Source organism: Stenotrophomonas sp. G106K1, from assembly GCF_037969685.1.
In the GTDB taxonomy this organism is placed as follows: domain Bacteria; phylum Pseudomonadota; class Gammaproteobacteria; order Xanthomonadales; family Xanthomonadaceae; genus Stenotrophomonas; species Stenotrophomonas lactitubi.
Genome location: NZ_JBBPFR010000010.1, coordinates 95,786 through 110,097, shown reverse-complemented (window position 1 = coordinate 110,097; position 14,312 = coordinate 95,786). Strand labels below are relative to the sequence as shown.

At 66.5% G+C, this 14,312-nt stretch carries 11 protein-coding genes and 1 pseudogene; 9 read left to right on the top strand and 3 right to left on the bottom strand.

Features of this window, described 5'->3' with window-relative positions:
* Positions 1-11 precede the first annotated feature (11 nt).
* The 6 genes and pseudogenes from murC to lpxC all read left to right on the top strand — a co-directional run bounded on the left by murC (position 12) and on the right by lpxC (position 6,941).
* A complete protein-coding gene (gene murC / locus WKB25_RS11265) occupies positions 12-1,448 on the top strand; it encodes a UDP-N-acetylmuramate--L-alanine ligase (RefSeq protein ID WP_340570672.1) in 1,437 nt (478 codons plus the stop codon).
* The gene (locus tag WKB25_RS11260) at positions 1,445-2,449 is read left to right on the top strand and encodes a D-alanine--D-alanine ligase (RefSeq protein WP_340570670.1); all 1,005 of its coding nucleotides are present in this window, start codon (positions 1,445-1,447) and stop codon (positions 2,447-2,449) included. Before murC ends, WKB25_RS11260 begins: the two co-directional genes overlap by 4 nt.
* Positions 2,446-3,123, top strand: a pseudogene (locus WKB25_RS11255) (cell division protein FtsQ/DivIB); the annotation flags it as partial. The gene WKB25_RS11260 and the pseudogene WKB25_RS11255, both read left to right, overlap by 4 nt.
* Before the next feature lie 68 nt (positions 3,124-3,191).
* Positions 3,192-4,427 (top strand): cell division protein FtsA, encoded by a 1,236-nt coding sequence (gene ftsA / locus WKB25_RS11250; RefSeq protein ID WP_025876580.1) that lies wholly within the window; start codon positions 3,192-3,194, stop codon positions 4,425-4,427.
* A gap of 161 nt (positions 4,428-4,588) precedes the next feature.
* Positions 4,589-5,824: a cell division protein FtsZ gene (ftsZ, locus tag WKB25_RS11245; protein ID WP_025876577.1), complete on the top strand. Its 1,236-nt coding sequence runs from the start codon at positions 4,589-4,591 to the stop codon at positions 5,822-5,824.
* A 205-nt stretch (positions 5,825-6,029) separates the two neighbouring features.
* Entirely contained in the window at positions 6,030-6,941 is a 912-nt protein-coding gene (lpxC, locus tag WKB25_RS11240) for a UDP-3-O-acyl-N-acetylglucosamine deacetylase (RefSeq protein WP_089238783.1), read from the top strand.
* A 280-nt stretch (positions 6,942-7,221) separates the two neighbouring features.
* Here lpxC and WKB25_RS11235 read toward each other — a convergent pair whose 3' ends face one another.
* Positions 7,222-7,671: a DUF721 domain-containing protein gene (locus WKB25_RS11235; RefSeq protein ID WP_162292002.1), complete on the bottom strand. Its 450-nt coding sequence runs from the start codon at positions 7,669-7,671 to the stop codon at positions 7,222-7,224.
* A 12-nt stretch (positions 7,672-7,683) separates the two neighbouring features.
* Between WKB25_RS11235 and WKB25_RS11230 the strand changes: the two genes are divergently transcribed.
* From WKB25_RS11230 to WKB25_RS11220, 3 genes are all read left to right on the top strand, one after another.
* Positions 7,684-8,637, top strand: a complete 954-nt coding sequence (locus WKB25_RS11230) for a M23 family metallopeptidase (protein ID WP_099820294.1) — start codon at positions 7,684-7,686, stop codon at positions 8,635-8,637.
* Positions 8,638-8,901: 264 nt separating this feature from the next.
* Positions 8,902-11,619, top strand: coding sequence for a preprotein translocase subunit SecA (gene secA, locus WKB25_RS11225; protein WP_340570666.1), 2,718 nt, complete (start codon positions 8,902-8,904; stop codon positions 11,617-11,619).
* A gap of 96 nt (positions 11,620-11,715) precedes the next feature.
* Positions 11,716-12,669 carry a Nudix family hydrolase gene (locus WKB25_RS11220; RefSeq protein WP_340570664.1) on the top strand — a complete coding sequence of 318 codons (954 nt, stop codon included), beginning with the start codon at positions 11,716-11,718 and terminating at the stop codon, positions 12,667-12,669.
* A 179-nt stretch (positions 12,670-12,848) separates the two neighbouring features.
* On the opposite strand, the gene WKB25_RS11215 is transcribed toward WKB25_RS11220, so the two are convergent.
* Positions 12,849-13,424, bottom strand: a complete 576-nt coding sequence (locus WKB25_RS11215) for a DUF4124 domain-containing protein (protein WP_340570663.1) — start codon at positions 13,422-13,424, stop codon at positions 12,849-12,851.
* Positions 13,425-13,465: 41 nt separating this feature from the next.
* On the bottom strand, positions 13,466-14,293 hold the full coding sequence (gene metF, locus WKB25_RS11210) for a methylenetetrahydrofolate reductase [NAD(P)H] (protein ID WP_340570661.1): 828 nt from the start codon (positions 14,291-14,293) through the stop codon (positions 13,466-13,468).
* Between the last annotated feature and the right edge of the window lie 19 nt (positions 14,294-14,312).

Below are 14,312 nucleotides of genomic sequence, written 5' to 3'. Positions count from 1 at the left end.
CGAGGCCGCGCATGATCCGCCGCCTGCATGACACCAACGATCTGGTGCGCGCATTCCCGCGCGTGCATTTCGTCGGCATCGGCGGCACCGGCATGAGCGGCATCGCCGAAGTGATGCTGACGCTGGGCTACGAAGTGTCCGGTTCGGACAACGCCGACAACACGGCCACCCGCCGCCTGGCCGGCCTGGGCGCGCGCATCATGCGCGGCCATTCCGCTGCCAATGTGCTGGGCACCGACTGCGTGGTGGTCTCCAGCGCGATCCGCGAAGACAACCCGGAGCTGATGGAAGCGCGCAGCCAGCGCATTCCGATCATGCCGCGCGCGGCGATGCTGGCCGAGCTGATGCGCTTCCGCCGCGGCATCGCCGTGGCCGGTACCCACGGCAAGACCACCACCACCAGCCTGACCGCTGCGGTGCTGAGCGAGGGTGGGCTGGACCCGACCTTCGTGATCGGTGGCCAGCTGCTGGCAGCCGGTGCCAACGCCAAGCTTGGCGGTGGCCAGTGGCTGGTGGCCGAGGCCGACGAGAGCGATGGCAGCTTCCTGCGCCTGAATCCGTTGATGTCGATCATCACCAACATCGACGCCGATCACCTGGAGAACTACGGCAACGACTTCGCCCGCGTGCAGGCGGCGTTCGCCGAGTTCCTGCAGCGCCTGCCGTTCTACGGCTTGGCGGTGCTGTGCATCGACGATCCGGAAGTGGCGGCACTGGCCGCCAAGACCCCGCGCCACGTGATGAGCTACGGCATGAGCCCGCAGGCCGACGTGCGCGCCGAGAACGTGGTGCAGGAAGGTTCGCGCATGCGCTTCACCCTGCGACTGCCGCAGGGCACCAGCCAGGAAGTGGTGCTGGCGCTGCCGGGCAAGCACAACGTACTCAATGCGCTGGCCGCTGCGGCGGTGGGCTGGCAGCTGGGCGTGGCCCCGGATGCGATCGCGCGTGCGCTGGCCAGCTTCGCGGGCGTCGGTCGCCGCTTCAACGATCTGGGCGAAGTGACCACCGCCAGCGGTGCCAAGGTCCGCATCATCGACGACTACGGTCACCATCCGAGCGAGCTGGAAGCGGTGTTCGCCGCCGCGCGTGGTGGCTGGGCCGACAAGCGCCTGGTGGTGGCCTTCCAGCCGCACCGTTACAGCCGTACCCGCGATCAGTTCGACAAGTTTGCCGCGGTGCTGTCCAGTGTCGATGCGCTGGTGCTGAGCGAGGTCTATCCGGCCGGTGAAGAGCCGATTGCCGGCGCCGATTCGCATGCGCTGGCCCGCGCCATCCGCGCGCGCGGCCGCAGCGAGCCGGTGGTGGTCGGCAAGGCATCCGAGCTGGCAACCGTGCTGCCGGACGTGCTGCAGGACGGCGATCTGCTGCTGATGATGGGTGCCGGCGACATCGGCGCCGTCGCCAGCCACATTGCCGTGGAAGGCTTCAAGGCGGAGGGCGAGGCGTGAGCACGCTGACCTTCCCGCCGCTGCGCAGCACCGACCCGGCCGTGTTCGGCCGCGTCGCCGTGCTGCTCGGTGGCAGCTCCAGTGAACGCGAAGTGTCGCTGGATTCGGGCCGCAACGTGCTCGAAGCCCTGCAGTCGCGCGGCGTCGACGCCGTCGCCATCGACGGCATTCCGGCGCTGGCCAAGGCGCTGGCGGCCGGCGGCATCGATCGCGTGTTCAACATCCTGCACGGCCACAACGGTGGTGGTGAGGACGGCATCGTGCAGGGCCTGATGGAGGCCTTCGGCGTGCCCTACACCGGTTCCAATGTGCTGGGCTCGGCGTTGAGCATGGACAAGATCCGCACCAAGCAGGTGTGGCTGTCGCTGGGCCTGCCGACCCCGCAGTACCGCGAAGTACACGGAGGTACGAGTGCCGCGGGAGGCAGGATGCCGGGAGCGGCCGAAAAGAATGTCCACGCGCTGGCGGCCGAGCTCGGTCTTCCGGTAGTGGTCAAGCCGGCCAACGAAGGCTCCAGCGTGGGCATCAGCCGGGTCACTGACGACGCCGGCCTGGACGAAGCGGTGGCCCTGGCCGCGCGCTACGACGGCCAGCTGTTGATGGAACAGATGGTGGTTGGCGACGAACTGACCGTGGCCATCCTCGGTGATGTCGCGCTGCCGTCGATCCGCATCGTGCCCAAGGGCCAGTGGTACGACTACAACGCCAAGTACATCGCCGAAGACACCCAGTACCTGTGCCCGGGCCTGGAGGGTGATGACGAAGAAGAGATCCGCCGCATCGCGCTGGCGGCCTTCCGCGCGGCCGGTTGCCGTGGCTGGGGGCGCGTCGATGTGATGCGTGATCGCACCAGCGGCCGCTTCTTCCTGCTGGAAGTGAACACCGCGCCGGGCATGACCAGCCATTCGCTGGTGCCCAAGGCGGCCGGGCAGGCCGGCATCAGCTTCGAGGAGCTGGTGTGGCGCGTGCTGGAACAGACCCTGGAGGCATCGCACGCATGAACGCGGTGCTGCGCATCTTCGTCTGGCTGTTGGCACTGTCGGTGGTTGCACTGCCGGTGGTGGCCGTGGTCAATGGCTGGGTCGGCGCCGAGCGCTGGCCGCTGGCGAAGCTGCGCGTGCACGGTGAGTTCAAGCGGGTGTCGCCGGAACAGCTGCAGCAGGTGCTGCTGCCGTACGCACATGCCGGTTTCTTCGCGGTGAAGCTGCAGGACGCGCAGGACGCACTGGAAAAACTGCCGTGGGTGGAAAGCGCGCAGGTGCGCAAGCAGTGGCCGGACGTGCTGGAAGTGACGCTGGTCGAGCACAAGCCGTTCGCGCGCTGGGGCGAAGGTCGCCTGCTGTCCGAGCAGGGCAAGTTGTTCCCCACGCCGAAGAAGCTGGCCGACCTGCAGCTGCCCGAGCTGGATGGCCCGGACAGCCAGACCGAAGAAGTGGTCAAGCTGTACAACGATTCGCGCGCGCTGTTCGCGCCGGCTGGCGTCGATGTGCGCCGGCTGACCATGGACGCGCGCGGCAGCTGGTCGCTGCTGCTGAGCAACGGCACTGAAGTGGTGGTCGGCCGCGACGATGCGCGTTCGCGCCTGCAGCGCTTCGTGCGCGTGCTGCCGCAGCTGGCCAACCAGGCCGCGCCGATCGAGCGCGCCGACCTCCGATATACCAATGGTTTCACGCTGAGCTGGGGCACTCCGGCCGCCCCCGCCAATGCACCGGGCACCCCGGCACGAAGGACGCAGGAAAGAACATGAATCGCAAGGGTGACAAATCGCTGATCGTCGGCCTGGATATCGGCACCTCCAAGGTGGTGGCGCTGGTGGGCGAGTATTCGCCGGGCAACCCGATCGAGGTGATCGGCATCGGCTCGCACGAGTCGCGCGGCCTCAAGCGCGGCGTGGTGGTGGATATCGAATCGACCGTGCAGTCGATCCAGCGCGCGGTTGAAGAAGCCGAGCTGATGGCCGGCTGCGAGATCCGCTCGGTGTATGCCTCCATCTCCGGCAATCACGTGCAGTGCAAGAACTCGCCCGGCATCGTGCCGATCCGCGACGGCGAAGTGACCTGGGGCGACCTGGATCGCGTGCTCGATGCGGCCAAGGCAGTGGCGATTCCGGCCGACCAGAAGATCCTGCATGCGATCCCGCGCGAGTACGTGCTGGATGATTCGCAGGAAGGCATCCGCAACCCCGTCGGCATGACCGGCGTGCGCCTGGAGGTACATGCGCACCTGGTGGTGTGCGCGCAGTCGGCTGCCGCCAACATCAGCAAGTGCGTGCAGCGCTGCGGCCTGCAGGTGGACGACCTGGTGCTGTCCTCGCTGGCCTCCAGCGTGGCGGTGCTGACCGCCGACGAGCGCGAGCTGGGCGTGGTGCTGGTCGACATGGGCGCCGGCACCACCGACATCGCGGTGTTCGTGCAGGGCGCGATCTGCCACACCGCCTCGCTGCCGATCGCCGGCGACCACGTGACCAACGACATCGCGCACATGCTGCGCACGCCGACCCCGGAAGCCGAGCAGATCAAGGTGCGCTATGCGTGTGCCCTGGCCCAGCTGGCCACCGCCGAGGAGAGCATCCAGGTGCCGTCGGTGGGTGATCGTCCGCCGCGCCGCATGCCGCGCCACGCGCTGGCGCAGGCCGTGCAGGGCCGCTACGAAGAGATCTTCGAAATGGTGCAGGCCGAACTGCGCCGCTCCGGCTTCGAGGAACTGGTGCGCGCCGGCATGGTGCTGACCGGTGGCGCCTCGAAGATGGAAGGCGTGGTCGAACTGGCCGAGGAGATGCTGCAGATGCCGGTACGCGTGGGCATCCCGCAGCACGTCACCGGGCTGGGCGAAGTGGTCGGCAACCCGGTGCATGCCACCGGCGTGGGCCTGCTGCTGATGGGCAGCCAGATCGAGCATCCGCGCCGGCCGTCGCTGCCGACCGGCCGCGCTGGAAGCATGTTCAAGAAACTCAAGACCTGGTTCCGTGGCGAATTCTGACGCGGAATCTGCACCACCCGGGCTCGCCCGGTTGCAACACCGGTAACACGACGCAACACCGGCAACACATAACCCACACAGCCGCAACGACGGCATGCAGCACGAAGGCAGGACGCCCGAAGGCCCATGCAATCGAAAGCGGATACAACGAGGACACGGACATGGCGCATTTTGAACTGATCGAAAAGATGGCACCCAATGCGGTGATCAAGGTGGTTGGCGTGGGCGGCGGCGGCGGCAATGCCGTGGCGCACATGGTCAACTCGGCGGTGGATGGCGTGGAATTCATCACCGCCAACACCGACTCGCAGGCCATCAAGAATTGTGGTGCCAAGCTGCAGCTGCAGCTGGGTACCAATGTCACCAAGGGCCTGGGCGCAGGCGCGAACCCGGAAGTCGGCCGCCAGGCTGCGCTGGAAGACCGTGAGCGCATCATGGACGCGCTGCAGGGCGCGGACATGGTCTTTATCACCGCTGGCATGGGCGGTGGCACCGGTACCGGCGCGGCGCCGGTGGTGGCACAGCTGGCCAAGGAAATGGGCATCCTGACCGTGGCCGTGGTCACCAAGCCGTTCCCGTTCGAAGGCCGTCGCCGCATGCAGGTCGCGCTGAAGGGCATCGAGGAACTGAGCCAGCACTGCGACTCGCTGATCACCATTCCCAACGAGAAGCTGATCACCGTGCTGGGTCGCAACGCGACCATGATCCAGGCCTTCCGTGCCGCCAACGACGTGCTGCAGGGCGCCGTGCAGGGCATCGCCGACCTGATCGTGCGTCCGGGCCTGATCAACGTCGACTTCGCCGACGTGCGCACCGTCATGTCCGAAATGGGCCTGGCGATGATGGGTACCGGTACCGCCCGCGGCGATGACCGCGCGCAGGCCGCGGCCGAGTCGGCCATCCAGAACCCGCTGCTGGACGATGTGAACCTGGCCGGTGCCAACGGCATCCTGGTCAACATCACCGCCGGTGCCGACTTCACCATGGCCGAGTTCGACGAGATCGGCCGCACCATCGACGGCTTCGCTTCGGAAGACGCGACCGTGGTGGTGGGTACCGTGCTCGATCCGGACATGCAGGACGAAGTGCGCGTGACCGTGGTCGCCACGGGTCTGAACCGCGTCTCGGCCAGCAAGACCCAGCGTCCGGGCGAGCGCGCACCGATCAAGCTGGTCCGCAACGCCACCACCGGCCAGCCGGAGTTCGGCGAGTTCGACAACGGCGGCGATGCGGTGTCCAAGGCTGTCGGCGGCATGGGCCTGGGCCTGCGTCGGGCCAGCAGCGACAGCGTGGCGGCTTCCACCCCGTCGGCTCCGGCCTCTTCGGCCCCGGCTGCGGCGGAACTGCCGAACGATTACCTGGACATCCCGGCGTTCCTGCGCCGCCAGGCGGACTGATCGACGCTGCCCGGGGCTTGTCCCCCCCGGGTTGCGCCACCATGTCCTGAAAACGCGGGCGCCGGGCCAGGATGGGCCCGGCCGCCCTGCTTCACGCGCGTCCCACCGGCGCGCCGGTGTGTGCTGCCGGCGGCTTCTACCTGCGTTTCAGTCGGGGTAGGGGACCCTGCGTGTTAATCTACTGTGTCACTTCCGGTCGTCCCCCATGATCCAGCAACGCACCCTCAAGAACACGATCCGCGCCACCGGCGTAGGCCTGCACAGCGGCGACAAGGTCTACATGACCCTGCGTCCGGCGCCGGTCAACCATGGCATCGTGTTCCGGCGCGTGGACCTGGACCCGGTAGTGGAAGTGCCTGCCAAGGCCGAGCTGGTCACCGAAGTGACCCTGTGCACCGGCCTGACCTGCAACGACGCCAAGATCCAGACCGTCGAACACCTGATGTCGGCCCTGGCCGGCCTGGGTGTGGACAACATCATCGTCGAACTGTCCTCGGCCGAGCTGCCGATCATGGACGGTTCGTCCGGCCCGTTCGTGTTCCTGCTGCAGTCGGCAGGCATCGTGGAACAGGATGCGCCCAAGCGCTTCATCCGCGTGCTGAAGACCGTGGAAGTGACCGAGGGCGACAAGGTGGCCCGCTTCACCCCGTATGAGGGGTACAAGCTGGGCTTCACCATCCAGTTCGACCACCCGATGATCCCGGCCAAGCAGTCGCGCCAGGAAATCGAGTTCTCGACGATGGCCTACACCAAGGAAATTTCCCGCGCGCGCACCTTCGGCTTCATGCGCGACCTGGAATACATGCGCGAGCGCAACCTCGGCCTGGGCGGTTCGATGGACAACGCCATCGTGCTCGATGAGTTCCGCGTGCTCAACGAAGACGGCCTGCGCTACGCCGACGAATTCGTGCGCCACAAGATCCTCGATGCGATCGGCGACCTCTATCTGGCCGGCGGCCAGGTGCTGGGCGCCTACGAGGGCTTCAAGTCGGGCCACGCGCTCAACAACAAGCTGGTGCGGGCGCTGATGGCCGATGCCACTGCCTGGGAGTGGGTCACCTACGACTCGCCGGCGGTGCCGGACCCGGTGGTGTACGCCACGCCGGCCTATGCCTGATTGCGCAAGTTGTTGAATTTTAATGAAAAAGCGCCGCCTTCCAGGGCGGCGTTTGCGTTTTCGACGTTTCTTGAGGCGCTGGCGCAGTGGGTGACGCGACGGCCGGGCCGAGGTCACGGTTTTGTGAACCTGTCGGATCGGAAGCCTGAATTTAACGTTGTTTTAACAACAATCTAACGACTGCCCCACCGGGGCCAGCTAGGATGCGACCCGGCCCCCGAAATGTTTCACGCTGCGGTGACACGCGCGACGGGGAGTGGAGCAGGACGCTCCGCTGCTTTCAGGTTTCCCGCTTCGGTTTCGAAGGAAGGTCCTGCAGAGCTGCCAAGGCGTCGCGTAGCCCTTTGTGCGTGGCGGCTGAAACTGCGTGGGGTCCATTCCGGTTGTCGAGCGCTGGGGAGCGCGTGGGAGTGGGAGACGCAGTCTTGACGGTCACCTTGGTGGCCTTCAGCCCGATGGACCGGGCCGCGTCGAGCAACTGGGCTTCGGCAAGCCGCAACTTGGCATGCCAGACCGGGGATTCGACGAGAAAAACGAGGTGTTCCCCGTCCACATTGGCCAGCCGGCAACGGCTGCGCAGAGGTGGCGGCAACTGGGGGCGCAACTGACGGTCCAGCGCGTCGAGCCATAGGGCACGCCGCAGCGGGTTCCCGCTTTTGTCCGCCATCACTACATCCAGGGCCGGTTTCGGTCTGGATGCGGGACGAACGCTGGATTTCGGCTCAGACATGAAAACTCACTGATGGCATTCAAAAAGATCGTAATCAAAACGCGTGAAGGACAGGCCAAATCGGCGCTCACGCGTTTGCGGTTCTACTTCGAGGACCGCCCCCGAGCCCTGCTGGGCAGCGTGCTCGGCGCAGGTTGCATTATCGGCCTTGCCGGCGGCATTGGCGCCAGTGCGCTCAATGATTCGCGCCTGCAGGCCAAGGTCGACCGCCAGGAGGCCGAGCTGGCCAAGGTCCAGCGCGATGCGCAGACCCAGGTCAACGCGCTGGCCGCCCGCCTCGGCGAGCTGCAGGCACAGGCCACCCGCCTGAACGCCCTGGGCGAGCGGCTGACCCAGATGGGCAAGCTGGAAGACGGCGAATTCGACTTCAACGAGACCCCCGGCCTCGGTGACGGCGATGCCGGCGGCCCGACCGCCGACATCCCGGTGAAGGACGTCAACGCCGACTTACAGGTGCTGGAGCAGCGCTTCGCTGCTTCAGGCCGCCAGTTGTCGGTGATGGAATCGCTGATGTTCGACCATCAACTGCAGCAGAACGCCGTGCCCTCGCGCATGCCGATCCGCAACAGCTATGTCACTTCCGGCTTCGGTACCCGCGCTGACCCGTTCGGTCGCGGTGCCGCCACCCACAAGGGCATGGACTTCCACGCCCGCGTCGGTGACCCGGTGATGGCCGTGGCCGATGGCGTGGTCAGCTTCTCCGGGGTCAAGGGCGGCTACGGCAACGTGGTCGACGTCGATCACGGCAATGGCTACGTCACCCGCTACGCGCACAATTCGCGCCTGGTGGTGAAGGTCGGCGACCTCGTCCGCGCCGGCCAGGAAGTGGCCAAGGCCGGTTCCACCGGCCGTTCGACCGGCGCCCACGTGCACTTCGAGGTGTGGGAGAACGGCAACGTGGTCAACCCGCGCAAGTTCCTCGGCGATGGCGGCAACACGCCGGTCGGGCGCATCACCCGCGGTTGATTGCAACGCCGGGCATGGCCCGGCGCTATCGGGACGCCGTCGGATCCCGGCGGTAGCGCGGGGCGATGCCCCGCGAGCGCGAAGCGCGGCCGCCAGGACCCCGGTCCCGGCCGCCTAGACGACCGCAAAGGGTTGAAACCCCTGCCGCCCATCCCAAGCTACAATGGGTGTTGCCATCGACAGGGCGCCAGGCGCCCTGTTTCGTTTGCGGCGGACGGATCCTCCCGGAGCCGTGCGGCATTCCCATCCAACCCGGTTCCTTCAATGATCAACAGCCTGCTTACCCGCGTATTTGGCAGTCGTAATGAACGACAGCTGCGCCAGCTCAACCGCATCGTCGCCAAGATCAATGCGCTGGAGCCGGAGATCGAGAAGCTTTCCGACGAGCAGCTGCAGGCCAAGACGCCGGAATTCAAGCAGCGCATCGCCGGTGGTGAAGCCCTGGACAAGGTGCTGCCGGAAGCCTTCGCGGTCTGCCGCGAGGCCGGTCGCCGCGTGCTGGGCATGCGCCACTACGACGTGCAGTTGATTGGCGGCATGGTGCTTCACCTGGGCAAGATCGCAGAAATGCGCACCGGTGAAGGCAAGACCCTGGTGGCGACCCTGCCGGTGTACCTCAACGCGCTGGAAGGCAAGGGCGTGCACGTGGTCACCGTGAACGACTACCTGGCCCGGCGCGACGCCGCGCAGATGGGCAAGCTGTACAACTGGCTGGGCCTGAGCGTGGGCGTGGTCTACCCGGGCATGCCGCACAGCGACAAGCGTGAAGCCTATGGTTCGGACATCACTTACGGCACCAACAACGAATTCGGTTTCGATTACCTGCGCGACAACATGGCGCTGTCCAAGGCCGACCGCTACCAGCGCGGCCTGCACTACGCCATCGTCGATGAAGTCGACTCCATCCTGATCGACGAAGCACGTACCCCGCTGATCATCTCCGGCCCGGCCGACGATTCCCCGGAGCTGTACATCCGCGTCAACCGCATCGTGCCGAACCTGGTCAAGCAGGAAGCGGAAGACGGTGAGGGTGACTTCTGGGTCGATGAGAAGGGCAAGCAGGTGCACCTGTCCGAAGCGGGCATGGAGCACGCCGAACAGCTGCTGGTGGAAGCGGGCATCCTCGATGCCGAGACCGAAGGCCTGTACGCGGCGCAGAACCTGACCGTGGTCCACCACCTCAACGCCGCCCTGCGCGCGCACGCCATCTACCAGCGCGATGTGGACTACATCGTGCGCGATGGCGAAGTGGTCATCGTCGACGAATTCACCGGCCGTACCCTGGCCGGCCGCCGCTGGTCCGATGGCCTGCACCAGGCGGTGGAAGCGAAGGAAGGCGTGCCGGTCCAGCGCGAGAACCAGACGCTGGCCAGCATCACCTTCCAGAACCTGTTCCGCATGTACAAGAAGCTGTCCGGCATGACCGGTACGGCCGATACCGAAGCGTTCGAATTCCAGAGCATCTACGGCCTGGAAGTGGTGGTGATCCCGACCAACCGTCCGACCATCCGCAAGGACAGCCCGGACCAGGTGTTCCTCAACCGCAAGGGCAAGTTCAATGCGGTGCTGGCCGACATCGAAGAGTGCGCCAAGCGTGGCCAGCCGGTGCTGGTGGGTACCACCTCGATCGAAACCTCGGAAATGTTGTCCGAGCACCTGCGCAAGGCGGGTGTGAAGCACGAAGTGCTCAACGCCAAGCAGCACGACCGCGAAGCGACCATCGTCGCCAACGCCGGTCGTCCGGCCGCCGTGACCATTGCCACCAACATGGCCGGTCGTGGTACGGACATCGTGCTGGGTGGTTCGCTGGAAGCGGAAATCCACGAGTTGGGCGAAGACGCGACCGACGAACAGAAGGCCGCGATCAAGGCCGAATGGCAGAAGCGCCATGACGCGGTCAAGGCCGCGGGCGGCCTGCACATCGTTGGCACCGAGCGCCACGAATCACGTCGTATCGACAACCAGCTGCGTGGCCGTTCGGGCCGCCAGGGTGACCCGGGTTCGTCCCGTTTCTACCTGTCGCTGGAAGACAACCTGATGCGCATCTTCGCCTCCGATTGGGTGCAGAAGGCCATGCGCATGATGGGCATGAAGGAAGACGACGTCATCGAGGACCGCCTGGTCAGCCGCCAGATTGAAAAGGCGCAGCGCAAGGTCGAGGCCCACAACTTCGACATCCGCAAGAACCTGCTGGATTTCGACGACGTCAACAACGACCAGCGCAAGGTGATCTACGCCCAGCGCGACGAACTGCTTGACGCCGAGTCGGTGAAGGACAACGTCGATGGCATCCGCGACGACGTGATCTTCGACATCGTCGCCCGCTTCGTGCCGCCGAACTCGGTGGACGAGCAGTGGGACCTGCGTGGCCTGGAAGCCACCCTGCAGTCGGACTTCGGCGTGGACATGTCGCTGACCGATCTGGTCAAGTCGCACGAGGAACTGGACGCCGAAGGCATCACCGCCAAGGTGCAGGAACGCATCAACCAGCACTTCGCCGAGAAGGAAGCGGGTGTGGGCGAAGAGACCATGCGCGCACTGGAGAAGCACGTGATGCTGACCGTGCTCGACCAGAGCTGGAAGGAGCACCTGGCGCGCATGGATTACCTGCGCCAGGGCATCTACCTGCGCGGTTATGCGCAGAAGCAGCCGAAGCAGGAATACAAGAAAGAAGCCTTCGAGCTGTTCTCGGACATGCTGGAGAACGTCAAGCGCGAAGTGGTGACCCTGCTGGCCCGCGTGCGCATCCGCAGCGACGAGGAAGTGCAGGCCCTGGAAGCGGCCGAGCGCCAGCAGGTGGAAGCCCGCCTGAAGCAGTCGCAGTTCCAGCACCAGGACGCAGGCGGCTACAGCGCCGACGAGGAAGCGGCGCAGGTCGAGGCCGCCCAGCTGCAGCGTGACGAGCCGAAGATCGGTCGCAACGATCCGTGCCCGTGCGGCAGCGGCAAGAAGTACAAGCACTGCCACGGCCAGCTGAGCTGACCCCTGGAGAGCCCCGCGAAAGCGGGGCTTTCCTGTTATGGGCAATGAAGTGCTCCGCGATTGCGCCGGTGCCCCGGTTTTCGGCATGCTCCCCCCATGCCTTCCCCGAAACGATCGATCCACGTCGTAGCCGCCGTCATCACCGACGCCCGCGGCCGCATCCTGCTCAACCGCCGCACCGAAAGCCGCGACATGGCCGGCCTCTGGGAATTCCCGGGCGGCAAGCGCGAGCCCGGCGAGACCTCCGAACAGGCGTTGGTGCGCGAGCTGCACGAGGAGCTGGGCATCGAGGCCGAGGTGGGCGACTGGATCATGGACGTGCCGCAGCGCTACCCCGACAAGGACCTGACCCTGGAAGTGCGGCACGTGCGCAGCTGGAAGGGCGCCCCGCGCGGACGCGAGGGCCAGGCCATCACCTGGGTGGCGCCGGACAAGCTGGTCCGCTATTCCATGCCGCCGGCTGACCTGCCGGTGGTAGCCGTACTGCGCCAGCCAGACTGCTACCTGATCACCCCCGCACCAGAGGCGGATGAGGGTGGCCTGCAGCGTTGGCACGGCCAGCTGCAGCAGGCGGTCGCTTCGGGGCAGCAACGCATCCAGCTGCGCCTGCCCGCCGAGCATCCGCAGCGGCAGGGCATGATCGAGCAGGCTGTGCGCACGCATCGGCGCGGCGTGCAGTGGCTGCTCAACCGCGATATCGAGCTGGCACGCACCCTCGGCGTCGGCGTGCACCTGGGCAGCGAGCAGCTGCAGTCACTGCATGAACGGCCGCTGCCGGCCGGGCAACTGGTGGCCGCCTCCTGCCACGATCTTGAACAGCTGTTGGCGGCACAGCGGCTCGGCTGCGATTTCGCGGTGCTGGGGCCGGTGCAGGCTACTGCGAGCCATCCCGATGCAGTGCCGTTGGGGTGGGAAGCCTTCGCCGCGATGCGCGCGCAGGTCTCGCTGCCGATCTACGCGCTTGGCGGCATGACACCGCAGCACGTGATCGAGGCCCGCCGTCACGGCGGGCAGGGCATCGCCGCCATCCGCGGACTGTGGCCGGTGTAGCGCCATACAGGGGCTCTGACCTCCTCGCTCGAATCCGGGGTCGGATCCCTTTCCGCTGGAAAGGGAACCGACCCCTCACCGCAGGCAGTAGATCCACGCCATGCGTGGATGAGCAGACCCATGCCACGCACGGACCAGTAGATCCACGCCATGCGTGGATGACGCTCAGCCCGACCCACTCACAACGTAATCCAGAAGCACCCATATTGCCGCCGCAGCCCAAGCACGGTCGCCGCGCGCGTGGCGCTGCCCGGCAAGGTCTGCTCCAACCGGAGCCCGATCGGATGTCGCCGCGCAGTCGGTAGCGGCTCCGTCTGCGAATCCTGTGCGGCGATGTCCTGGCCCTCGTCCAGATCCTGCCGCGGATACACCGGCACCACGTCCACCAGCGGCCGCCGCACCACCGATTCCAGCTGGCCAAGAATCCGCTGAGCGCCCGCATCGGACACCGCGCCCCACAGGTACAGCGAAGAGAGCCGGTTCACATCACCGACGGCGGCCGCCGTGTGCAAGGCCTGCACCAGTTCGCTCAAACGGCGTGGGCAGCTGCTGCCGAGGCTGTCGCGCTGCAGGGTATTGCCGGAAGGCGCCGGCGGTGGCCGCCGGGACTGCGCACCCAGGCTGTCGCAGGGGCGGTCGGTGTAGACACTTTGCCCCTGCGGATCGGTGCAGCGGTTCAAGCGCGTGGACTGCGCCTGCGCGATGGCGCAGACGCCGGGCAGCAGCAGCAGCAACAGGGACAGGGCGACCTTCATCGACGCAGCGTAGCGCCGATTGCGACAACGCAGCGTACTTTTCAGCCGCGCAGCAGCGTCAGTACCGAGACCGTCGGCTTGGCCAGGTTCAACGTGTAGAAGTGCAGGCCCGGTGCGCCGCCTTCAACCAGGCGCTGGCACAGCTTGGCCACCACTTCGGCACCGAACGCACGCACCGATTCGGCGTCGTCACCGTAGGCCTGCATCTTGCGGCTGATCCAGCGGGGGATTTCCGCACCGCACTGTTCGGAGAAACGGCGCAGCTGGCTGAAGTTGGAGATCGGCATGATGCCCGGGGTGATCGGCACCTGCACGCCGAGCCGCTGCACTTCGTCGACGAAGTGGAAGTAGGCATCGGGGTTGAAGAAGTACTGGGTGATGGCCGCATCGGCACCGGCGTCGATCTTGGCCTTGAAGTGCTTCAGGTCGAGCAGTGCGTCCTGTGCCTGCGGGTGCGTTTCCGGATACGCGCCCACTTCGATGCGGAAGGCATCGCCGTGTTCGGCGCGGATGAAGGCGATCAGTTCGGAGGCGTAGCGCATGTCGCCGGGGAAGCCCATGCCCGACGGCAGGTCGCCGCGCAGTGCGACCAGCCGCCGGCAGCCGATGGCGCGGTACAGCTTGAGCAGCTCGCGGATCTCCTGGCGGGTGCCGCCCACGCAGGACAGATGCGGGGCCGCTTCGAAGCCGTGATGCTGGTTGAGATGGCGCACGGTCTCGGAGGTGTAGCTGAGGGTCGAGCCACCGGCGCCGAAGGTACAGGACACGTACTCGGGGGCATACGCCTTCAGCTTGGCCGCGGCACGGTCCAGCTGGGTGCGCTGTTCGTCGGTCTTGGGCGGATAGAACTCGAAGCTGATGGCGGTCATGGCGCGGGCGGCGGCGACG